This window comes from Nonomuraea sp. JJY05, from assembly GCF_043496855.1.
Classification (GTDB): Bacteria; Actinomycetota; Actinomycetes; order Streptosporangiales; family Streptosporangiaceae; genus Nonomuraea.
Window position 1 is genome coordinate 87015 of the sequence record NZ_JBIEIS010000012.1, and the last position, 21223, is coordinate 108237.

At 71.1% G+C, this 21223-nt stretch carries 21 protein-coding genes; 15 read left to right on the forward strand and 6 right to left on the reverse strand.

Annotated elements, in window-relative coordinates; genetic code table 11:
• The first annotated feature begins 18 nt into the window (after window positions 1-18).
• Window positions 19-798: a MurR/RpiR family transcriptional regulator gene (locus ACFKCF_RS20525; protein WP_394495728.1), complete on the forward strand. Its 780-nt coding sequence runs from the start codon at window positions 19-21 to the stop codon at window positions 796-798.
• Here the strand turns inward: ACFKCF_RS20525 and ACFKCF_RS20530 are convergent.
• From ACFKCF_RS20530 to ACFKCF_RS20540, 3 genes are read right to left on the reverse strand one after another with little or no spacing between them, the layout of a single operon-like run.
• Entirely contained in the window at window positions 778-1527 is a 750-nt protein-coding gene (locus tag ACFKCF_RS20530; protein WP_394495729.1) for an ABC transporter permease, read from the reverse strand. The genes ACFKCF_RS20525 and ACFKCF_RS20530 overlap by 21 nt on opposite strands.
• Complete coding sequence (locus ACFKCF_RS20535) at window positions 1524-2477, reverse strand: ATP-binding cassette domain-containing protein (RefSeq protein ID WP_394495731.1); 954 nt, start codon at window positions 2475-2477, stop codon at window positions 1524-1526. Before ACFKCF_RS20535 ends, ACFKCF_RS20530 begins: the two co-directional genes overlap by 4 nt.
• 16 nt (window positions 2478-2493) lie before the next feature.
• Window positions 2494-3027, reverse strand: coding sequence for a PadR family transcriptional regulator (locus tag ACFKCF_RS20540; protein WP_394495733.1), 534 nt, complete (start codon window positions 3025-3027; stop codon window positions 2494-2496).
• Window positions 3028-3083: 56 nt separating this feature from the next.
• Here ACFKCF_RS20540 and ACFKCF_RS20545 point away from each other — a divergent pair, with 56 nt between their 5' ends.
• The 5 genes from ACFKCF_RS20545 to ACFKCF_RS20565 all read left to right on the forward strand — a co-directional run bounded on the left by ACFKCF_RS20545 (window position 3084) and on the right by ACFKCF_RS20565 (window position 8467).
• Window positions 3084-3770: an SDR family oxidoreductase gene (locus ACFKCF_RS20545; protein WP_394495734.1), complete on the forward strand. Its 687-nt coding sequence runs from the start codon at window positions 3084-3086 to the stop codon at window positions 3768-3770.
• A gap of 26 nt (window positions 3771-3796) precedes the next feature.
• Window positions 3797-4966 carry an allantoate amidohydrolase gene (locus tag ACFKCF_RS20550; RefSeq protein WP_394495736.1) on the forward strand — a complete coding sequence of 390 codons (1170 nt, stop codon included), beginning with the start codon at window positions 3797-3799 and terminating at the stop codon, window positions 4964-4966.
• A complete protein-coding gene (locus ACFKCF_RS20555; protein ID WP_394495737.1) occupies window positions 4957-6279 on the forward strand; it encodes a formimidoylglutamate deiminase in 1323 nt (440 codons plus the stop codon). The genes ACFKCF_RS20550 and ACFKCF_RS20555 overlap by 10 nt, the downstream gene beginning before the upstream one ends.
• Entirely contained in the window at window positions 6276-7421 is a 1146-nt protein-coding gene (gene hutI / locus ACFKCF_RS20560) for an imidazolonepropionase (protein WP_394495739.1), read from the forward strand. The genes ACFKCF_RS20555 and hutI overlap by 4 nt, the downstream gene beginning before the upstream one ends.
• A gap of 104 nt (window positions 7422-7525) precedes the next feature.
• Window positions 7526-8467: an RNA polymerase sigma factor RpoD/SigA gene (locus ACFKCF_RS20565; protein ID WP_192790669.1), complete on the forward strand. Its 942-nt coding sequence runs from the start codon at window positions 7526-7528 to the stop codon at window positions 8465-8467.
• A 243-nt stretch (window positions 8468-8710) separates the two neighbouring features.
• On the opposite strand, the gene ACFKCF_RS20570 is transcribed toward ACFKCF_RS20565, so the two are convergent.
• Window positions 8711-9277 carry a TetR/AcrR family transcriptional regulator gene (locus tag ACFKCF_RS20570; RefSeq protein WP_394495741.1) on the reverse strand — a complete coding sequence of 189 codons (567 nt, stop codon included), beginning with the start codon at window positions 9275-9277 and terminating at the stop codon, window positions 8711-8713.
• A gap of 82 nt (window positions 9278-9359) precedes the next feature.
• Here ACFKCF_RS20570 and ACFKCF_RS20575 point away from each other — a divergent pair, with 82 nt between their 5' ends.
• Together ACFKCF_RS20575 and ACFKCF_RS20580 are read left to right on the forward strand one after the other, a co-directional pair.
• Window positions 9360-10163, forward strand: coding sequence for an alpha/beta fold hydrolase (locus tag ACFKCF_RS20575; protein WP_394495742.1), 804 nt, complete (start codon window positions 9360-9362; stop codon window positions 10161-10163).
• A gap of 27 nt (window positions 10164-10190) precedes the next feature.
• Entirely contained in the window at window positions 10191-10973 is a 783-nt protein-coding gene (locus ACFKCF_RS20580; RefSeq protein WP_394495744.1) for an MOSC domain-containing protein, read from the forward strand.
• Here ACFKCF_RS20580 and ACFKCF_RS20585 read toward each other — a convergent pair.
• On the reverse strand, window positions 10954-11883 hold the full coding sequence (locus ACFKCF_RS20585) for an ABC transporter substrate-binding protein (RefSeq protein WP_394495746.1): 930 nt from the start codon (window positions 11881-11883) through the stop codon (window positions 10954-10956). The genes ACFKCF_RS20580 and ACFKCF_RS20585 overlap by 20 nt on opposite strands.
• A 203-nt stretch (window positions 11884-12086) precedes the next feature.
• Here ACFKCF_RS20585 and ACFKCF_RS20590 point away from each other — a divergent pair, with 203 nt between their 5' ends.
• The 7 genes from ACFKCF_RS20590 (at window position 12087) to ACFKCF_RS20620 (ending at window position 20408) form a co-directional block, all read left to right on the forward strand.
• Window positions 12087-13397, forward strand: a complete 1311-nt coding sequence (locus ACFKCF_RS20590; protein WP_394495748.1) for an ammonium transporter — start codon at window positions 12087-12089, stop codon at window positions 13395-13397.
• Window positions 13394-13732, forward strand: a complete 339-nt coding sequence (locus ACFKCF_RS20595; protein WP_192790675.1) for a P-II family nitrogen regulator — start codon at window positions 13394-13396, stop codon at window positions 13730-13732. The genes ACFKCF_RS20590 and ACFKCF_RS20595 overlap by 4 nt, the downstream gene beginning before the upstream one ends.
• A gap of 85 nt (window positions 13733-13817) precedes the next feature.
• Window positions 13818-16043, forward strand: coding sequence for a [protein-PII] uridylyltransferase (locus ACFKCF_RS20600; RefSeq protein WP_394495750.1), 2226 nt, complete (start codon window positions 13818-13820; stop codon window positions 16041-16043).
• Window positions 16044-16265: 222 nt separating this feature from the next.
• Window positions 16266-19016, forward strand: coding sequence for a nitrate- and nitrite sensing domain-containing protein (locus tag ACFKCF_RS20605; RefSeq protein WP_394495752.1), 2751 nt, complete (start codon window positions 16266-16268; stop codon window positions 19014-19016).
• Between the two features lie 21 nt (window positions 19017-19037).
• Window positions 19038-19460: a roadblock/LC7 domain-containing protein gene (locus ACFKCF_RS20610; RefSeq protein ID WP_185071483.1), complete on the forward strand. Its 423-nt coding sequence runs from the start codon at window positions 19038-19040 to the stop codon at window positions 19458-19460.
• Window positions 19461-19486: 26 nt separating this feature from the next.
• On the forward strand, window positions 19487-19849 hold the full coding sequence (locus ACFKCF_RS20615; protein ID WP_185071484.1) for a DUF742 domain-containing protein: 363 nt from the start codon (window positions 19487-19489) through the stop codon (window positions 19847-19849).
• Between the two features lie 7 nt (window positions 19850-19856).
• Window positions 19857-20408 carry an ATP/GTP-binding protein gene (locus ACFKCF_RS20620; RefSeq protein WP_394496055.1) on the forward strand — a complete coding sequence of 184 codons (552 nt, stop codon included), beginning with the start codon at window positions 19857-19859 and terminating at the stop codon, window positions 20406-20408.
• On the opposite strand, the gene ACFKCF_RS20625 is transcribed toward ACFKCF_RS20620, so the two are convergent.
• Window positions 20405-21193: a nitroreductase/quinone reductase family protein gene (locus ACFKCF_RS20625; protein ID WP_394495753.1), complete on the reverse strand. Its 789-nt coding sequence runs from the start codon at window positions 21191-21193 to the stop codon at window positions 20405-20407. The two genes, ACFKCF_RS20620 and ACFKCF_RS20625, sit on opposite strands and share 4 nt — an antisense overlap.
• Window positions 21194-21223: the final 30 nt, after the last annotated feature.

Here is a 21223-nt window from a genome sequence, read left to right on the forward strand (position 1 = left end):
GGCCGGAGGCTGTCGCCCGTGCAGCGGAGGATCGCGCACTATCTCACCGAGCATCTCGATGAGGCGATCTTCCTGTCCAGCGTGGAGCTGGCCGAGCGGGCCGGGGTGAGCCAGCCGTCCGTGACCCGGTTCGCCATGGTGCTGGGGTTCGCCGGATACCCCGAGCTGCGGCAGGCGCTGCGCCCGCTCGTGCTGGGCGGCGGCGCGGGGGTGGCGCAGCCGCAGGAGAGCCTGCTGCGCGGGGCCATCGACTGCGAGATCCGCAACCTCGCGATCGTCAGGGAGCGGCTGTCGGCCTTCCCCCTCAAGGAGCTCGGCGAGCAGCTGGCCGCCACCGAGCCGCTGCCCGTGGTGGGGCTGCGGGTCTCCTGCGGGCTGGCCACCACCTTCGCCTACTACGCCCGCCGCATCCACCCCGACGTGCGGCTGCTTACGCACGGGGGGTCGGAGCTGGTCGACGGGCTGCACGCGGCGCGCAGGGCGGGCGCGGAGTGGGTGGTGGCCGTGGTCCTGCCGAGATATCCGGCGGAGGCCGTGCAGGCGCTGGAGTACGCGGAGAAGATGGGGCTGCGGGTGGCGGCCATAACGGATAAGTCGGATTTCCCGGCGGAGGTCGTGCTGGACGCCCCCGTCGGCGACCGGCTCGTGTTCGACTCGCACGCGGCGCCGCTCGCCCTGGCCATGGCCCTGGTCGAGGCCATGGCGGATGCGGCGCCGCTGCGTACCCAGGCCAGGCTCGAGGAGTACGAGCGGATGACCGACGAGACCGGTACGTTCCTACCCGGCGATCCTGCGTAGCGAGCGCATCGACCAGATCGTGGTGAGCACCGCCAGCACGATGAACACCGCGAACGCGATCGGGATCGACGAGTCCGACAGCCGGCCGGCGAACAGCGCCCGGCCCGCCTCGACCGCGTGGTAGAGCGGGTTGACCGGGGCGAGCGTCCGCATCCAGCCGGGCGCGAACGAGATCGGGATGAACAGCCCGGCCAGCAGCATGATCGGCAGCATGAACAGGTTGAGCGTCTGCGACATGCCGTTCTCGTCGCGCACGGTCAGCGCCAGCCCCTGGGACAGCCCCGAGGCGAACAGCCCGGTGGCGGCCATGAGCAGCAGCACCAGCAGCAGCTCGACGGCCCCGATGCGCACGCCCATCGCGATGGCCACGACGAGCACGAGGATCGCCTGGCACACCAGCACGACCATGTCCTTGGCCACCCGCCCGAGCACGATGGCCGGCCGCCAGGCGGGGCTGACGGCGTACCGTTCGAGCGAGCCGTTGCGCAGGTCGGCGATCAGCCCGAACCCCGAGAACAGCGACCCGAAGACCGCGATCATCATCATCGACGCCGGCGTGAACATCCGCAGCGCGTCCACCGTCGAGCCGCCCGGCGTCAGCGACTTCAGCAGCGGGGCGAACATGAGCAGGTACAGCACCGGCTGCATGATGCCGAACAGCGGCCAGATCGGGTTGGTGAACGACTTCTTCAGCTCGTAGCCGGTGAACAGGGCGATGTGGCGGATCATGAGGCGGCTCCGGTGTCGCGGAGGGAACGGCCGGTCTTGGCCAGGAAGACGTCGTCGAGCGTGGAGCGGTCGAGCGCGATCGAGCTCAGCCCCAGCCCCTGCTCCTCAAGGGCCCGCAGCAGCGCGGGCAGCGTGTGCTCGCCGTCGTCGACGTAGACGCGCAGCAGGTCCTCGTCGACGCGGGTCTCGCGGGCGTACGGCTTGAGCGTGTCCGCGGCCCGCTCCAGGTCGTCCACCCTGAGCGTGATCACGTCGCCGGAGACCTGCCGCTTGAGCTCCCCGGGCGTGCCCTCGGCCACGACCTGGCCGTGGTCGACGATCATGAGGCGGTCGCACAGCGCGTCGGCCTCGTCGAGGTAGTGGGTGCTGAGCAGCACGCTGGTGCCGGCCTCGCGCAGCTGCCTGATTCGGTCCCAGAGGTTGGCGCGGTTCTGCGGGTCGAGGCCGGTGGTGGGCTCGTCGAGGAAGAGCAGCGGCGGGTTGTGCACCAGCCCGATCGCGATGGCCACGCGCCGCTTCTGCCCGCCCGAGAGGGTACGGCCGGGGCGGTCGGCCATCTCGGTCAGGTCGAAGCGCTCCAGCACCTCGGAGGTGGCCTGCTTCGGGTCGGCCATGGCGTGGATCTTGGCGGCCATCATGATCTGGGCCCTGGCGCTCGTGGTGTCCTCCACGCCGCCGGCCTGGCTCACGTACCCGAGCTTGCGCCGGACGGCGGCGGGCTCCTTGAGCAGGTCGTGGCCCGCGACGGTGGCCCTGCCCGCGTCGGGGGCGATCAGCGTGGAGAGCATCCTGATCGTGGTGGTCTTGCCTGCCCCGTTGGGGCCGAGCACGCCGAAGATCTCGCCTTGCGCGACTTCGAGGTCCACCCCGCGGACGGCCTCGACGGTCTGCGTGCCCTTCCTGCTCCTGGTGGTGAACGTCTTTCGCAGGCCCTGCGCCTGAATGATCATTGGGGGGTTCAGCTCCTTAGGGCAATTCGTCGGCCTCAACCCGTTCGATGGCTTTCTCGACCCAGTCGAGCTGGGCCTGGACCATGGCTCTGTTGAGACGGAGGTTCTCGTCCACGTGCTGGGGAGCGCCGAAGCGCTGCTTGGCGCCGAGGGCATGTCCAAGGATCTCGACGCTCATTCTGAGCTGCTGCATCCTGCCATACAGCGCCTGAAGAATCTCCTGCTTTTCCAGCCGATCCATGAACGTCAGCGCCACCTGGAACGGGTCGACGATGGGCTTGACCTCGTGCCAGGCGGTCAACAACATCCGGTGGAACTCTTCGCGGCCCTGCTCGGTCAGCTCGTAGACGACCTTGCCGCCCCTGCCCGCCTCGACGACGGCCAGGAGCCCTTCGTCGGCCATCTTGCTCAGCCCGTGGTAGATCGACCCGAAGGCGACGTTCGCCCATTGGTCGGTGCCCATCACCTCCAGTCGGCGGCGGACCCCGTAGCCGTTCATGGGGCCGTCGAGCAGGGCGCCGAGGATGAGGATGCGCGTCGAAGCAGACATGGGTACAAGTTTGTATTCAAATTTGAGTAATCGTCAACCCCAATAAGCTGATCTTCATGAACGAACGACCGACTGCGCTGGTCACAGGCGCTTCGCGCGGGATCGGCGCGGCCGTGGCCGAGGCTCTGGGCCCCACGCATCACGTGATACTCAACGGCCGCGACGAGGAGTCGCTGGCCGCCGTGGCGGCCGGGCTGCCCGACGCGCGGGTCTGGCCGGCGGAGCTGACGGGGGTCGCGGAGGCGGACGTCGCCGGGATCGAGCGGCTCGACGTCCTCGTGCACTCCGCCGGGATCAACCGGATGGGCCGGATCGCCGACCTGACCGCCGCCGCGTGGCGCGAGACGCTGGAGGTGAACGTCGTCGCGGTCGCCGAGCTGACCCGGCTGCTGCTGCCCGCCCTGCGCAGCGCCGGGGGGCACGTGATCTGCGTCAACTCGGGTTCGGGGCAGCGGGCCAACCCCGAGTGGGGCGCCTACGCGGCCAGCAAGTTCGCGCTGAGGGCGTTCGCCGACGCGCTGCGGCTGGAGGAGCCGCGGCTGCGGGTGACGACCGTCTACCCGGGCCGGACGGCCACCGACATGCAGCGCGAGCTGCGCCGCTACGAGGGCGGTGAGTTCGAGCCCGAGAAGTACCTCACGCCGCAGGGCGTGGCGCGGGCCGTGGTGGCCGCCGTCACGGCCGGTCCCGACGCCCACCTCACCGAGCTGACCCTGCGGCCCAGGGGTGGGCCTGTCAACTGAATGGATCCATTCACTACAGTGGGGCCATGCTTGAACCACTCGCGCACATAGGACGGGATCCGGCGACCGGGGGCTACGTCAGGGACGCCTGGTCGCCTGCTGACATGGAGCTACGCGAGTGGTTCGCGGGCGAGGCCCGGCGGCGGGGGCTCGACCTGCGCGAAGACCGCAACGGCAACCTCTGGGCGTGGTGGGGCGACCCCTCGGCCGGCCCCGGCGTGGTGACCGGGAGCCACCTCGACTCCGTACGGCAGGGCGGCGCGTACGACGGGCCGCTCGGGGTCGTGTCCGCCTTCGCAGCCCTGGACCTGCTGAAGGAGCGCGGGGTCACCCCGGCCCGGCCGGTCGGCGTGGTCTGCTTCACCGACGAGGAGGGCGCCAGGTTCGGGGTGCCGTGCATGGGGTCGAGGCTGCTCACGGGCGTGCTGGAGCCCGCGCGGGCCCTCGCGCTCACGGACGACTCCGGCGACACGCTGGCCGACGTCATGACGAAGGCCGGGCGGGCGCCGTACGAGGTGGGGCGGGACGACGAGACGCTCGCCATGGTCGGCACGTTCGTGGAGCTCCACGTCGAGCAGGGCCAGGCGCTCGTCCACGAGGGGCGGCCGGTGGGCGTGGCCGCGGCGATCTGGCCGCACGGACGCTGGCGCTTCGACTTCCACGGCCGGGCCGACCACGCGGGCACCACCCGGCTGGCCGACCGGGACGACCCCATGCTGCCGTTCGCCCGCATGGTGCTGGCCGCCCGCGCGGCCGCGGCGCGCCGCGACGTGGTGGCCACGGTCGGCAAGGTGCGCGTCTCGCCGGGCAACGCCAACGCGATCCCCGGCCTGGTCTCGGCCTGGCTGGACGCCCGCGGGGCGGACGAGGACGCCGTACGCGCCCTCGTCGCCGAGCTGACCGAGGAGGCGCCGGCCACGGTGCGGGAGGAGTCGTGGACCCCGGTCGTCGACTTCGACCTGCCGCTCAGGGAACGCCTGGCCAGGGTCGCGGGAGGCGACACGCCCGCGCCCGTCCTGCCCACGGGGGCGGGCCACGACGCGGGGATCCTGGCCTCGGCGGGCGTCCCGAGCGCGATGTTGTTCGTCAGGAATCCCACCGGCGTGTCCCATTCCCCCGACGAGCACGCCGAGCGGGCAGACTGCGAGGCGGGAGTCGTCGCCCTCGCGGACGTGCTGGAGGACCTGTGTCGCTGACCTACTGGTGCGAACAGGCGTGGCTGCCCGGCGGAGTCGCGGAGGGAGTGCTCGTCGAGGTCGACGGCGCCAGGATCGCCAGTGTCGGCCAGGGCCCGCCGGGCACGGCCGAGCGCCTGCCGGGGATCACCGTTCCCGGCCTGGCCAACGCCCACTCCCACGCCTTCCACCGCGCGCTGCGCGGCAGCGTCCAGGAGGGCAAGGGCGACTTCTGGACCTGGCGGGAGTTGATGTACGAGGTGGCGGGGGCGCTGGACCCCGACTCCTACCTCCAGCTGGCCAGGGCCGTCTACGCCGAGATGGCGCTGGCCGGGGTGACCTGCGTGGGCGAGTTCCACTACCTGCACCACGGGCCGGGCGGCCGGCCGTACGACGACGCCAATGAGATGGGCCACGCCCTGGTCCGCGCGGCCCGCGAGGCGGGCCTGCGCATCGCGCTGCTCGACACCTGCTACCTGTCCGGAGGCATCGGCGCCCCGCTCGCCGGCGCGCAGCTGCGCTTCACCGACGGCGACGCCGAGCGGTGGGCGGTCAGGGCCGACGACCTGGCGGCGGCCTACGAGGGGCAGCACGACGTGGAGATCGGCGCGGCCATCCACTCCGTGCGCGCGGTGCCGCCGGAGCAGATGCCGGTCGTGGCCGAGTTCTCCCACCGGCACGCGGGTCCCCTCCACATGCACGTGTCCGAGCAGCCGGCCGAGAACGCCGCCTGCGTGGAGAGGTACGCGGCCACGCCGGTCCAGGTGCTGCACGAGCGGGGCGCCCTGGGCCCGCGCTCGACCGCCGTGCACGCCACCCACCTGACCGACGTGGACATCGAGCTGATCGCCCAGTCCGGCACGCACATCTGCATGTGCCCCACGACCGAACGCGACCTGGCCGACGGCACCGGCCCCGCGAGGGCGGCCGCCGACCGGGGCGCGCAGATCACGCTCGGCTCCGACAGCCACGCCGTGATCGACCTGTTCGAGGAGGCGCGCGGGGTCGAGCTGGACGAACGGCTGAACAGCGGCAAGCGCGGCAACTGGAGCGCCGCCGACCTGCTCGCCGCCGCGACCGTCACCGGCCACGCCTCCCTCGGCTTCCCCGACGCCGGGCTGCTGGTGCCCGGCGCGTGGGCCGACCTGGTGTCGGTACGGCTCGACTCCGTGCGTACGGCGGGCGCGAACGGACCGGAGGCCGTGGTGTTCGCGGCCACGGCGGCGGACGTGCACTCGGTGGTCTCCGGCGGCCGCCGCGTCGTCACCGACGGGCGGCACCGGCTCGGCGACGTCGGATCCATGCTGGCCGAGGCGATACGGAGGGTGAGATGAGCACGACGCTGATCGACGGGATCGGATCGCTGTACACCGGTGACCCCGAGCGCGAGGAGATCCCGGGCGCGGCGCTGGTCGTGGCGGACGGTCTGGTCGCCTGGGCCGGTCCCGCCGCCCAGGCCCCCGACGCCGACGAGCGGGTGGACGTCGGCGGCCGCGCCGTCATCCCCGGCTTCGTGGACAGCCACGCCCACCTGATCTTCGCCGGCGACCGGACGGCCGAGTTCCAGGCCCGCATGTCCGGCGAGCCGTACACCGGGGGCGGCATCCGCACCACGGTCGCCGCCACCCGCCAGGCCGGCGACGCGGAGCTGGCCGCCCACGCGCGTGCCCTGGTCAACGAGATGCTCGCCCAGGGCACCACGACCGTCGAGATCAAGAGCGGTTACGGCCTGACCGTCGAGGACGAGCGGCGCTCGCTGGAGATCGCCGCCGGGCTGACCGGCGAGACCACCTTCCTGGGGGCGCATGTCGTGCCCGCCGGCATGGACGCCGACTCCTACGTGCGGCTGGTCGCCGGGGAGATGCTCGACGCGTGCGCCCCGTACGCCAAGTGGGTCGACGTGTTCTGCGAGCGCGGGGCCTTCGACGGCGACCAGACGCGCGAGATCCTGGGCGCCGGGCTCAAGGCGGGGCTGGGGGCGCGGGTGCACGCCAACCAGCTCGGGGAGGGCCCGGGCGTGCGCATCGCCTGCGAGGTGGGCGCGGCCTCGGCCGACCACTGCACCCATCTGACGCCGGCCGACGTGGACGCGCTGGCGTCGTCGGACACGGTGGCGACGCTGCTGCCGGGCGCGGAGTTCTCGACGCGGTCGCCCTACCCGGACGCCCGGCGGCTGATCGACGCGGGGGCGACCGTGGCGCTGGCGACCGACTGCAACCCGGGGTCGTCGTTCACGTCGTCGATGGCGTTCTGCGTGGCGCTGGCCGTACGCGAGATGCGGATGACGCCGCTGGAGGCGATCAGGGCGGCGACGTACGGCGGGGCACGCGCGCTGCGCCGTACGGACGTAGGGTGGCTGCGGCCCGGGACCCGTGCGGACCTCGTCGTGCTCGATGCCCCCTCGTATGTACACCTTGCCTACCGGCCCGGCGTCCCCCTCGTTCACCAGGTGTTTCGTGGCGGCCTCCTCCTTTAGGAGGACATCCAGAACCATCCCAGCGACGTACTGCTTTTGGGAATCTTTGCATTTGGCCGGACGTTGGCCGGGTATAGAACGCAGCTGCGGAACGAGGTGCGGGGATGGCAAGGCCTACGGGGAGTCGCACGCAGGAGCAGCACATCGCCGAGCGCGATCTGCTGGGGACCTACCTGGCTGAGATCGGCCGGGTCCCGCTGCTCACGGCGGAGGAAGAGGTGGAGCTCGCCAAGCGGATCGAGGCGGGCCTCTTCGCCGAGCAGCTGCTCGACAGCGGGGGCTCGGAGCCGCGGATCGGGGACGCGGCCGACGAGGAGCTGGAGCGCCTGGCCATCTCCGGCCAGCGGGCGAAGGACGAGTTCATCCAGGCCAACCTGCGCCTGGTGGTGGCGGTGGCCCGGAAATACTCGGGGCGGGGGATGCCGCTGATCGATCTGGTGCAGGAGGGCAACCTGGGGCTGGTCAGGGCGGTGGAGAAGTTCGACTACCGGCGGGGGTACAAGTTCTCCACGTACGCGACGTGGTGGATCCGGCAGTCGGTGGGGCGGGCCATCCACGAGCAGGCCCGTCCGGTGCGGCTGCCCACGCACGCCGGGGAGCAGATGACGCGGCTCATGCGGGTGCGCCGCGACATGCTGGCGGAGTTCGACGCCGAGCCCACGGACGACGATCTCGCCGAGATCCTCGACCTGCCGATCGAGCGCGTACGCGAGCTGCGGCGCTGGGCCTCCGACCCGGTCTCGCTCCAGCTCGGGGTGGGCGACGAGGACGAGACGGAGCTCGGCGACATGATCGCCGACGAGACGTGGGCCGATCCCGAGCAGCAGGCCATCGACATCCTGGAGCGCGAGCGGCTGGACCAGTGGCTGACGGGGCTCGAGGGCGACACCAGCGAGATGCTGCGGTGGCGGTACGGGCTGGTGGACGGGCGCGAGCACACGCTCACGGAGGTCGGCGAACGCTACGGCATCGGCCGCGACCGCGCCCGCCGCATCGAACGCGACGCCCTGGCCCGCCTCCGCAAAATGGCCACCGCCGCCGCCTGACCCGGGGGGTGCCCGGCCGCACGCACACTGCCCTGGCTGGGCACCGCGATCGGCGCCGAGCTCCGCCGTTCCGCGTCCCGCCGACGCGGCGCTTCGGGGTGGCGGGCGCGGGTGGCGTGGTGCGGTCGCGGTTTGTCGTGCCGCGTCGGTGGGGCGGTGTGCGGTGGAGTGCGGCGCCTTTGACGGCGGGCGGCCCGAGCCGGGCGCCGGCTGCGGTGCGGTGTCGTGGGGCCGTGCCGGGATTCAGTGCTGGAGGAGGCGGCGGAGGAATTCTTCGACGGCGGCCACCGCGGTGGTGTGGTCGCCGCCGCGGGCCACCATCAGGGCGCTCTCGTTGACGGCCGCCAGCAGCATGTGCGCGTGCAGGTCCAGGAACTCGGCCGGCACCGCCCCCGTGGCCCCGAGCGCCGCCTTCAGCATCCCGAACGAGTAGCGCTCCTCCATGGCCCGCCACCGTTCCCAGCCCATCACCGCGGGCGCGTCGATGAGGACGATGCGTTTGATGACCGGGTCCCCCGCGAGCGAGATCCAGGCCAGTACGCCGGCCCGGAGGGCCGCAGCCGGGTCGGTGATGCCGCGGACGGCTTGCCGGATCTTGGCGCCGATGGCCGACTCCGTGGCCTCCAGCACCGCCTCGAAGAGGGCGTCCTTGCCGGCGTAGTGGTGGTACAGCGCCCCCCGGCTCAGCCCCGACTCCTGCAGCACCACCTCGATGGAGGTGTCGTCGTAGCCCCGGTCGGCGAACAGCCGCGTGGCGATCGCCAGGACCCTGTCGCGGGTGGCCGCGCCGCGTTCCGCCTTGAGGTTCATGGACCCACCATAGACAAACCGACCATCAGTCGGTAATTTCGTAGACCGACAGTCGGTTTGTAATCGGCCCGAGGAGGGTCCCATGGAGGGCATCAGTTACGTCGACGTGGGGGAAGGGCCCGTCAGCCTGTTCGTGCACGGTGTCGGCACCAGCTCCTACCTGTGGCGCAACGTCATCGCCGCGTTCCGCGACGAGCGCCGCTGCGTGGCCATCGACCTGCCGCTGCACGGCGGCAGCGCCCCGCGCGAGGATCTGTCGATCCCCGCGCTCGCCGAGGCCGTCGAGGAGCTGTGCGAGGGGCTCGGGCTCACCGAGGTGGACCTCGTCGCCAACGACACGGGCGGCGCCGTGGCCCAGGTCTTCGCCGTACGCCACCGCGAGCGCCTGCGTACGCTCACCCTCACCAACTGCGACGTCCACACCAACACCCCGCCCGAGGCGTTCAAGCCCACGGTCGACCTGGCCGCCAGGGGCGAGCTGGCCGCGCTCACCGCGCTCGTCCTGGACCGGCCGGAGCTCCTGGCCCAGACCGCGTATGGCGAGGGCTACGGGCGGATCGACGACCCGGCGGCGCTGGTGGAGGCGTACCTGCGGCCGATCTTCGCCAAGCCCGGCGGCGGCCGGGCCTTCGAGCGCCTGCTGACCTCGATCGACGCCAAGGACATGATCGCCATCGAGCCGCAGCTCACCGTGCTGACCGTGCCGACGCTCCTGGTCTGGGGCACGGGGGACGTGTTCTTCGACGTGAGCTGGGCCCGGTGGCTGCGGGACACGATCCCCGGCGTCAAGGAGATCGTCGAGATCGAGGGCGGGCGGTTGTTCTTCCCCGATGATCGGGCGGACGAGCTGGTGCCGCATCTGAGGCGGTTCTGGGCCCGACCCTAGGCTCGGGCCGCAGCCTAAGATCGCCCCATGTATCTGGAGGCGGTGCGGCGCTATCCCGTCAAGTCGATGCTCGGGGAGGAGCTGGCCGAGAGCGAGGTGACCGAGCGCGGGCTGGCCGGGGACCGGGCGCGGGCGGTGCTCGACGTCGCGACCGGGAAGATCGCCAGCGCCAAGAACCCCCGCCTCTGGCGCGGCCTGCTCGCGATCGAGGGCTCCGGAGTCCCCGGCGACGAGGAGCTGTCGAGGCTGCTCGGGCGCGAGGTACGGCTGATCGACGTGCCTCCGGAGGGCGCCGAGTTCGAGCGCTCGGTGCCGGAACGGGTGCTGGCCGAGGGCATCGAGGCGGAGGTCCCCCACACCGTCGGCACGCTCGGCGCCGCCTCGCCCGCCGGGACGTTCTTCGACTTCGCCCCGATCCACCTCATCACGACCTCGGCGATCGCGCGGATCGGCGCGCTCGGCCCGCGCGGCACCGTCGAAGCCCTCCGCTACCGGCCCAACCTGGTGATCGGGACGGACACGGAGGGCTTCGTGGAGAACGACTGGGTGGGACGCGAGCTGCACATCGGTGACGAGGTGGCGCTGGCGGTGATCGTGGCCAGCCCGCGCTGCGCGGTGCCGACGCTCGGACACGGGAACCTCGGGCGCGATGCCGACGCGCTGCGCACGGTGGCCAGGCACAACCGGGTGCCCGTGTTCGACATGGGGCCGCAGCCCTGCGCGGGGGTGTACGCGCGAGTGGTGCGGCCCGGGAGGGTCAGGAAAGGCGACCGGGTACGCCTGGCGCGGCTTACGACGCCAGCGGCGTGAGGTACTTGTCCAGGTCGTCCAGGATCTTGCCGGCCGCCGTGACGCCGATGCCCGTCATCCAGATCTCGTCGTCCACGTTGTGCGCGTTGTTCGACTTGACCGCGCCGAGGTTCTTCCACAGCGGTCCGCCGGTCACCGTGGCCTGTGACTTGACGGCCGCCTCCCCGTACGCGGTGTAGAAGATCGCGTCGCCGTCCGCCTGGGCGATGTTCTCCTGGCTCAGCTTGCCGAAGCGCTTGTCGGCCTGGCCGGCCAGCTGCTGCACCTCGGGCCGCTGGATGCCCGCGTCACCCACGACGATGCCGCTGAAGGACTCGGGCCCGTACATGCGGATCTCGGTGGGCATGAACCGCACGATGCTCACCTTCAGCTTCGAGAACTTCGCGCCCACCTCCTTGGCCCGCGCCTCATAGGTGGACAGCAGCTGCTGGGCCTGGTCCTTCTTGCCCAGCGCCTCGGCGTCGAGCAGGAAGTTCTCCTTCCAGGTGATGCCCACCTTCTCGGTGAACACGGTCGGCGCGATCTTGCTGAGCTTGTCGTAGAACGCCGCCTGCCGGAACTTGCTGCCCAGGATGAGGTCCGGCTGGAGCGCCATGATGGCCTCGATGTTGGGGGCCTGGGTGGTGCCGACCGCCTTGGTGGCCGACAGGGCCGAGCCGAGGTAGGCGGGCCACTTCTGGTTCTGGGACGCCTGCGCCGCGCCGACGGGCGCCAGTCCGAGCGAGACCATCGAGTCGAGCTTGTCCGTGTCGAGCACCACCACCCGCTTGGGGGTCATCGGCACTTTCGTCTCTCCCATGGCGTGCTTGACGGTCCGGGTCGGGCCCGCCTCCTGCGAGGACGTCGAAGTGCCGCAGGCGGCGAGGGCGAGGACGGGGAGCATGGCGGCGACGGCCAGGCGAAGACGCATCGGCATTCCTTGATCGAAGGTTAGGCAAACCTAAGTATCTCATGGCTGATATTGCTGAGCCGAAATGGGACGTGTGAGAACACCGAAACGCGTCCGAAACACCAGTGTGGCGAGATTCACGAATGTGAAACACGCCTGGTCGAGTCATGAAACGCCGGACGAACACGCTGTGGCCACACGTCACATGTAAGGAGGGTCGCGTCGTGAAGATCGATAGCGGCACCACAGCCTGGATGCTCGCGGCCACCGCGCTGGTGTTGCTGATGACTCCGGGTCTCGCTTTCTTCTACGGGGGCATGACCAGGGCCAAGAGTGTCCTGAACATGATGATGATGTCGTTCGGCGCCATCATCACGGTGACCATCGCCTGGGTGCTGTTCGGGCACTCGCTGGCGTTCACCGACAACCCCAGCTCGGCGATCAACAACGTGGTCGGCGGCTTCGACGCACTCGGCCTGCAGAGTCTGGTGGACACGGCCACCAAGGACGACGGCACCGGCATGCCGAGCCTGGTCTTCTCCGCCTTCCAGCTGACCTTCGCCATCATCACCGTCGCGCTGATCAGCGGCGCGATCGCGGACCGGGCGAAGTTCGGGGCGTGGATCCTCTTCTCCATCCTCTGGGCGACGATCGTCTACTTCCCGGTCGCCCACTGGGTGTGGGGCACCGGCTGGCTCAACACGATGGGCATCGAGGACTTCGCGGGCGGCACGGTCGTCCACATCAACGCCGGAGCCGCGGGCCTGGCACTGTGTCTCGTGCTCGGCAAGCGCGCCGGCTGGCGCAAGGAGCCGATGCGGCCGCACAACCTCCCGTTCGTCCTGCTCGGCGCGGGCCTGCTGTGGTTCGGCTGGTTCGGCTTCAACGCCGGCTCCGAGCTGGCCGTCGACGGCACCGCCGGCCTGGCGTTCATGAACACCCAGATCGCCACCGCGGTCGCCGCGGGCGCCTGGCTCGTCGTGGAGAAGATGCGCGACGGGCACGCCACCAGCCTCGGCGTCGCCTCCGGCGCGGTCGCCGGCCTGGTCGCCATCACCCCCGCCTGTGGTTTCGTGGACCCGTGGGCCGCGATGCTCATCGGCCTGCTCGCCGGTGTCCTCTGCGCCTACGCCGTCGGCCTGAAGTACAAGTTCGGCTTCGACGACTCGCTCGACGTGGTCGGCGTGCACCTGGTGGGTGGCGTCATCGGCGCCGTCTCGCTCGGCTTCCTGGCCGCGTACCCCTTCCTCGACCAGCAGAGCAAGGGCCTGTTCTACGGCGGCGGCTTCGGCCAGCTGGGCCTGCAGGTGCTCGGCCCGGTCGCGGTCGGCGGCTACTCCTTCGTCATCACCTGGGTGCTCGGGAAGATCATCGACAAGACGATGGGCTTCCGGATCACCACCGAGGACGAGCGCACCGGTATCGACGTCACCGCGCACGCCGAGACGGGGTACGACCTCGGCACGGTCTACGCCTCCGGCGTGACCTCCCCCAACGGGCCCACCGCCCCGGCAGCCAAGAAGGTGGACGCATGAGGCTCATCACCGCGATCATCAAGCCTTTCAAGCTGGATGACGTGAAGGCCGCACTGGAACAGTTCGGCATCAAGGGAATGACGGTCAGCGAGGCGAGCGGCTACGGTCGCCAGCGCGGCCACACCGAGGTCTACCGCGGCGCCGAGTACCAGGTCGACCTGGTGCCGAAGGTCCGCCTGGAGGTCCTCGCCGAGGAGGATGACGCCGAGGACGTGATCGACGTCATCGTCAAGGCGGCGCACACCGGAAAGATCGGCGACGGCAAGGTCTGGTCCGTCCCGGTGGACACCGTCGTCCGTGTCCGCACGGGAGAGCGGGGTCCTGAAGCCCTGTGACCCGGCGGGGCTCGGCCGAAACGATGGATCCACGGCGACGCCCGGACGACGGTGTCCGGGCGGAGCTCGGCAAGGGGGCACAGCATTGAGGGGAGAGGCCCGTTCGTACGCCGCGGCCCGCAAGGAGCGGACCGCGGACACCGACCGCTGGCTCAAGGATCTCTTCCGCACGGCGAGCGACGGCGACCACGTCTCACTGGTCGCCGTCGGGAGCCTCGGGAGGGGCGAACTGGCACCAGGCAGCGATCTCGACCTGGTCCTGCTGCACAACGGCCGGGCCGACGTGGCCAGGATCGCGGACCGGATCTGGTATCCGGTCTGGGACTCCGCGGTCAACCTCGACCACTCCGTGCGGACGGTCGAAGAAGCGGTGAGCGTCGCCAGGCAGGACCTGAAGGCCGTGCTCGGCCTCATCCAGGCCCGGCACGTGGCCGGCGACCCCGAGCTGACCAGGAAGGCCAGGGAGGCGGTGCTGGCCGAGTGGCGGGCCGACTCCCGGCGCCGGCTCGGCGAGCTGCGTGACGCGGCCGACCAGCGGGCGCAGGCGAGCGGCGAGCTGGCCTTCCTGCTCGAACCCGATCTCAAGGACGGGCGCGGCGGGCTGCGCGACGTCCAGGCCATGCAGGCGGTGGCGGCCGCCTGGGTCGCCTCGGCGCCGGGCCCCAGGGCGCGCGAGGCGTACGAGTTCATCCTCGACGTGCGGCACGCGCTGCACGTCGTCACCGCCCGCGGCACCGACCGGCTGGTGCTGCAGGAGCAGGACGCCGTGGCGGGAGTGCTCGGCCTGCTCGACGCCGAGGCGCTCATGCGCAGGCTCGCCGAGGCGGGCCGGACCATCTCCCACGCCTTCGACGGCACCTGGCGCACTGTTGACAGGCTCCTGTCAGGCCCCGCTCCCCGAGGCCGCCGCCCGCTGGCGGACGGCGTGGTCGAGCACGGCGGAGAAGTGGTGCTCGCCAGGGGGATCGACCCCCGCAAGGACCCCGTGCTGGTGCTGCGCGCCGCCGCCGCGGCGGCCGACTCCGGGCTGCCGCTCGCCCCCGCGACGGTGTCCGTGCTCGCAGCTCAGTCGCCCCCCATGCCGGTGCCGTGGCCGGAGGAGGCCCGTGACTCGCTGGTGTCGATCCTCGGCGCGGGCCGCGCCGCCGTGCCCGTGTGGGAGGAGCTCGACCAGGCGGGCATCCTTGTCAAGTTGCTTCCTGACTGGGAACGCGTACGCCACCGACCCCAGCGCAACCCGATCCACCGCTTCACGGTCGACCGGCACCTGATCGAGGCCGCCGCGAACGCCGCCAGCCACACGCGCGAGGTCTCCCGTCCCGACCTCCTGCTGATCGGCGCGCTCCTGCACGACATCGGCAAGGGCTGGCCGGGGGACCACTCGGCCACGGGCGAGGTCGTGGTCCGCGACATCGCCACCCGCATCGGGCTGCCCGCGCAGGACGTCGAGACGCTGGCCACCGTCGTACGCCACCACCTGCTGCTGCCCGAGACCGCCACCCGCAGGGACCTCGACGATCCCGTCACGATCGAGAAGGTCGCCGGCACCGTCGGCTCCCGGGAGGTCCTCGACCTGCTGGCCGCGCTCGCGGTCGCCGACGGCAACGCCACCGGACCGGCCGCCTGGAACAGCTGGAAGGCCGGGCTCGTCGCCGACCTCGTGCGCCGCGTCAGATCCGTGCTGGCCGGCTCGCCGCCGCCCAAGCCGCCGACCCTGTCGGCCGATCAGACCGCGCTCGCCCGGCACGGCGGCGGGGCCGTCCGCGTCAACGGGGGAGCCGTCACGGTCGTCGCCCCCGACCGGGTGGGGCTGCTCTGGAGCGCCGCCGGCGTGCTGTCCGCGCACCGGCTCATTGTGCGCTCCGCCTCGTCCGCCTCCGCGGGCTCCACCGCGGTCATCGAGTTCTCCGTCATCCCCGAGTACGGCTCCCCGCCCGACCCCGCGACACTGGAGTCCGATCTCCGTCTCGTCCTTGCTGGCCGTCTTGACATCGAGCAGCGGCTGGCCCGCCGGGCCCGGGCCATGCGGCCGCCCCGCGTACCTGTGGCCCCACCTCGGGTGACACTGGTCGACGACGCCTCAGCGACCGCCACTGTGGTGGAAGTCAGGGCCCATGACAGGCCGGGACTTCTGTGGCGCATCGGACGGGCGTTCGGCGAGTGCGGTCTTGACGTGCGGGCCGCTCGCGTGGAGACTCTCGGCGCGGAGGCGGTGGACGTCTTCTATGTCGTGGATCGCGCCGGTCGCCCCCTCAGCGACGCCGGGCAAAGGGCACAAGTCCGCGATCAAGTCCTGGCCGCACTGCGATAACCAACAGCACACGACTGCCGGTCACATGTGTAACGATTGTGTCCGAAATGCCCGGTAAGTCAGAAGCTGCGGATACCTTGTGGACGGCTTGAAGGCCCGTCGGTGGGACGGGACGATTGAGGGGTAGCGGAAGCAGTGACGGGGAACTCCGACAGCGGCCCAGCCGTGAAGCGGGACCGCGCAAAGCGGCCACTGCCACGCCTGGGCCTGAGGAACTGGCGTGTGCGGTGGCGGCTGACCGCCCTGATCCTGGTGCCCACCATCGCCGGCGTCGTGCTCGGGGGAGCGCGAGTCGTCGGATCGGTGCAGAGCATCGGCGACTACGACCGCACGGCGACCGGTGCGGAGCAGGCGGCCCATATCCGCGACCTCCTGCAGGCGATCGGGCTGGAGCGTGACACGGGCGGCTGGATCGGCGCCAACCGCGCCATGCGCAAGAAGCTCGCCCAGCCGCTCGCGCAGCGCAAGGCCGCGGTGGACACGCTGGTCAAGACCGTGAACGCCGATCTCGAAACGATCGACGACTCCTACGGCCCCCGCATCGTGAAGGCCGCCCAGCAGGTGAGGTACGACCTGGGCCGGCTGCCGAGGATCCGCGCCGAGGGCCAGACCGAGACCATCCGGTACGACTTCCTCACCGACACCCTGCTCAAGCTGCACGACGAGCTGAGCCTGCTGTCCGACGACCCGCAGATCATCGGCCAGTTCCGCGCACTGAGCGCGCTCGCCGCGGCCAAGGAGGAGATCTCCCGCCAGCGCGTCCAGCTGCTCCAGGCCTCCTACGACACCCAGCGCGTGGACGCCAAGGAGGTCGAGCAGTTCATCGCCTCCAACGCGCGCGAGCAGAGCGACATCTCGCAGGTCGGCGCGGAGGCCGGCGCCGAGGTCGGGCTCAAGCTGTCCAAGGCGCTGACCTCCCAGCCCGAGTACGTCAACGTCCAGCTCACCAAGTCGCGCGCGGTCACGCTGGCCAGCGGCCGGGCGCCGGGCGCGCGGATCAGCGACAACCTGATCTCCGCCAACGGCAGCCGCGAGCAGTGGTTCAACGAGAACTCCGTGGCCATCGACGTGCTGCACGGCATCGAGCAGGAGCTGGCCGGCGAGGTGAGCCTGCGCAGCAAGGAGCTGCGCGAGTCCGAGATCCGCAACGCGATCGTCGCGGGAATCCTGATCCTGGCGCTGCTGCTGCTGGTCCTGCTGCTCACCGTGGCCATCGCCCGCTCGATGGTCACCCCGCTGCGCCGGCTGCGGACCGAGGCGCTGGAGGTGGCCGGCTTCCGGCTCCCCGACGTGGTGCACCGGCTGCGGGCCAGCGGCGACGCGTCCGTCGGCGAGGTCCGGCCGATCGAGGTCGACGGAAACGACGAGATCGGCGAGGTCGCCAGGGCCTTCGACCAGGTGCACCAGCAGGCGGTGCGGCTGGCGGGCGAGGAAGCCGATCTGCGCAGCAACATCAGCTCGATGTTCGTCAACCTCTCGCGCCGCACCCAGACGCTGGTCGAGCGGCAGATCTCGCTGATCGACGGCCTGGAGAAGGGCGAGCAGGACGGCGCCCGCCTGGCCGACCTGTTCAAGCTCGACCACCTGGCCACCCGCATGCGCCGCAACTCCGAGAACCTCCTGGTCCTGGCCGGCCACGAGGCCACCCGCCGGCGCAGCCAGCCGGCCAAGCTGGTCGACGTCGTACGCGCCGCGCTGTCGGAGGTCGAGGGCTACGAGCGCGTCCAGGTCAAGGTGCACCGGGCCACCTCGGTGCTCGGCAGCGCCGCGAACGACCTGGTCCACCTGGTCGCCGAGCTGGTCGAGAACGCCATCCAGTTCTCCCCGAGCAACTCCCAGGTCATCGTCACCAGCAGCCTCATCGAGGGCGGCGGCGCGCTGCTGTCGGTGAGCGACACCGGCATCAGCATGACCGAGGACGAGCTGGCCGAGGCCAACCGCCGCCTGGCCGAGCCGCCCGTCGTGGACGTGTCGGTCTCCCGGCGCATGGGCCTGTTCGTGGTCGGCCGCCTGGCGCTGCGCCACGGCATCCGGGTCCAGCTCAGGAAGGGCGAGGGCGCCGGCCTGATCGCGATGGTGCTGCTCCCGCCCACGCTGATCGTCGACGGCACGCAGCAGCAGCCGCTGCCGCAGCGGCCCGCGTTCGGCGGCGGGACCGTGCCCACCCCGGCGAACCCGCCCGCGCAGAACGGGACGTTCAGGTCGTTCGGCAGCTTCGACTCCTTCGACGGCGGCAGGCGTCCCAACGCACCGGCCCCCAGGCACGGTGTCCCGACTCCCGAGAGCACGCCGGGAGCGCGCTCGTTCGACAGCGGGCCGTACCAGTCGGACCCCGGCAGGGCGGGCGTGAACGGGTTCACGGCCGACACCGACGGCGGCTCCTACCGCAGGCAGACGCCCTCGTTCGACTCCGGCGTCTATCCGTCGCTGCCGAACACGGGCTCCTACCCATCCGGCAATGGCGCGTTCCAGACGCCTGCGCCGCCCCCGTCGTATCCCACGAACGACGTGCGCCGGCCCGACCCGACGCCCTCGGTCGAGGTGTCGCCGATGGAGCCGGAGCGGGAGGAGTTCCTGCCGATCTTCGCGGCGGTGGAGTCCGCCTGGTTCCGCAGGCCGCCGGAGGAGGCGGCGCCGCAGGTGCCCGGAGATGGTGAGGACAAGCCCTCGCAAGCCGTACCCTCTGGGGAGGAAGCGTGGCGAACGGCGGCCGACGCCGGTTGGCGCGCGGCGGCCGCCGCCGTCGAGCCCAGCCTCGGCGGCATCACCGCCGCCGGGCTCCCGAAGCGCACCCCCAAGGCCAACCTGGTTCCCGGTACGGCGAGCCAGCAGGCGCAGCCGCAGCAGTCGCAGCGGCCGGCTCCGATGCCGCCGGTTTCGGCGGATCGGATGCGCAGCCGGATGGCCAGTTACCAGCAGGGTGTGCGACGGGGCCGCCAGGAAGTACGTGGACAGGAGGAACAGAGTGAGTGAGCGTCCCGCCGGGGAGGATGCGTGACAACCCTTAGCCACGAGGCGAACAGGTTCGACTGGCTGATCACCGACTTCGTGCGTAACACGCCCGGAGTCGCGCATGCCGTCGTCGTGTCGGCCGACGGCCTGTGCCTGGCCGCCTCCGAAGGCTTTCCGCCGGACCGGGCCGACCAGCTCGCCGCGGTCTCCGCGGGCCTGCTGAGCCTGACCGTGGGGGCCTCCAGGGTGTTCGAGGGCGGCTCTGTGACGCAGACCGTCGTCGAGATGCAGCGCGGCCTGCTCATCGTCATGGCGATCAGCGACGGCTCCGTCCTGACGGTGCTGGCGGGCCCCGACTGCGACATGGGCCTGGTGGCGTACCAGATGACGTTGCTGGTGGACAGGGCCGGACAGGCGCTCACGCCGGCCCTGCGGGCTGAACTCCAGGCCGCCAGGACCCGGTGATGTGATGGAACTGATGGGAGAGGGCCGTGTACGGCGTTGACGGAGCCGGGGACGAAGAGCCCCTGTTCCGTCCTTACGCGGTGACGGGCGGCCGTTCCGAGCCGCGCTATCACCTCGCGATGGAGACGTTGATCTCGTCGATGTCGATCCCGGACGACGAGATGGCCATGCTCACCCCCGAGCAGGAGGCCATCATGCAGCTGTGCAGGTCGTTCCGGTCGGTCGCCGAGATCTCGGCCCTGCTCCGCGTCCCGCTGGGCGTGGCCAGGGTGCTCGTGGCGGACATGTCCGACGAAGGACTCGTCCGCCTGCACCAGCCACGCCTCAGCCAGGGACAGCCTGACCTCAACATGCTCGAAAGGGTGCTCAGTGGACTACGCAGGCTCTAGCCCCGGGCTGACGTCGACGAAGATCGTCGTCGCCGGTGGGTTCGGCGTCGGTAAGACGACGTTCGTGGGGGCGGTGTCCGAGATCCTTCCGCTCACCACAGAAGCGGTGATGACGGACGCGTCCGCGGGCATCGACGACCTCGGTCTCACCCCCAACAAGCAGACCACGACGGTGGCCATGGACTTCGGCCGCCTCTCGCTCGACCGCGACCTGATCCTCTACCTGTTCGGCACGCCCGGGCAGCACCGGTTCTGGTTCATGTGGGACGACCTCGTCCGCGGCGCCATCGGCGCGGTCGTGCTGCTCGACACCCGCAGGATCGCCGACAGCTTCCCCGCGATCGACTACTTCGAAGAGGCGAAGCTGCCGTTCGTGATCGGCATCAACGGCTGGGACGGGCAGTTCCCGCACACCGACGACGAGGTCAGGGAGGCGCTCGCGCTGTCGCCGTACGTGCCGATCGTGCGTACCGACGCCCGCAACCGCGAGTCGGTCAAGGCGACGCTGATCTCGCTGGTGGAGCACGTCGTGCGGCTGCGTGCCGCGCCCGTGCGCTAGCTCCAGGGAGCGCTCTCCAGCGAGTTGAGCACCGGCACCAGCTGCTCCTCCTCGTAGGCGAAGTGGGCCTCCATCTGGCCGGCGATACGCTCCAGCGTCGCCGGCCCGGGAGCCTTCCGTAGCTCGGCGACCAGCGCGGCGATCACTGTGTGCTCGGCGCGCAGCCGGTCGAGGGGCTCCTTCAGCTCGGGGAAGAGCTTCTCCAGGTGCGGGAAGGCCACCCGGTCCTCGCCGTTGTGGTGGAAGGCCATCGCGTCGCAGAAGGCCAGGCAGTGAGCCCGCAGGTCGTCGGCGGGCGCCCCTTGGCGGACCTTGGCCAGCTCGCCCCTGAGATAGTCGTGGATCCTGGCCAGCTCGTCCCCGAACGCCTCCAGCCGCTCGCGCTCGGGGTAGAGCGCGATGACCGGGATGACGCGCTCGGTTTTGTCCTGGTAGGCGGCGAAGGCCGGGTTGATCGCCGCCTGGCGGGCGTACAGGCGGTCGCGTTCCTCGCCTACGAGCGACACCGCCCGCGCCGCGAACCTCTCCGCTCCCAGCTCGACGACGACCCTCGGGTTGGCGAGCACGTTGTGGTACCAGGCCGGGTTGGCGTCGCCGCCCGCGTTGGAGGCGAACACCAGGACCCGCTCGCCGTCGCGCAGGTAGACGGCCGGGTTGGTGCGCCGCCGGCCCGTCCTGGCGCCCGTGGTGGTGAGCAGCACGAGAGGCGTGCCCTCGAACATGCCGCCCACCTCGCCGCCGTTCGCCCGGAACTCCTCGATCACCTGCTGATTGAAATCGGTCACGTCATATCCTTGGACGAGGCTTCGTATTTG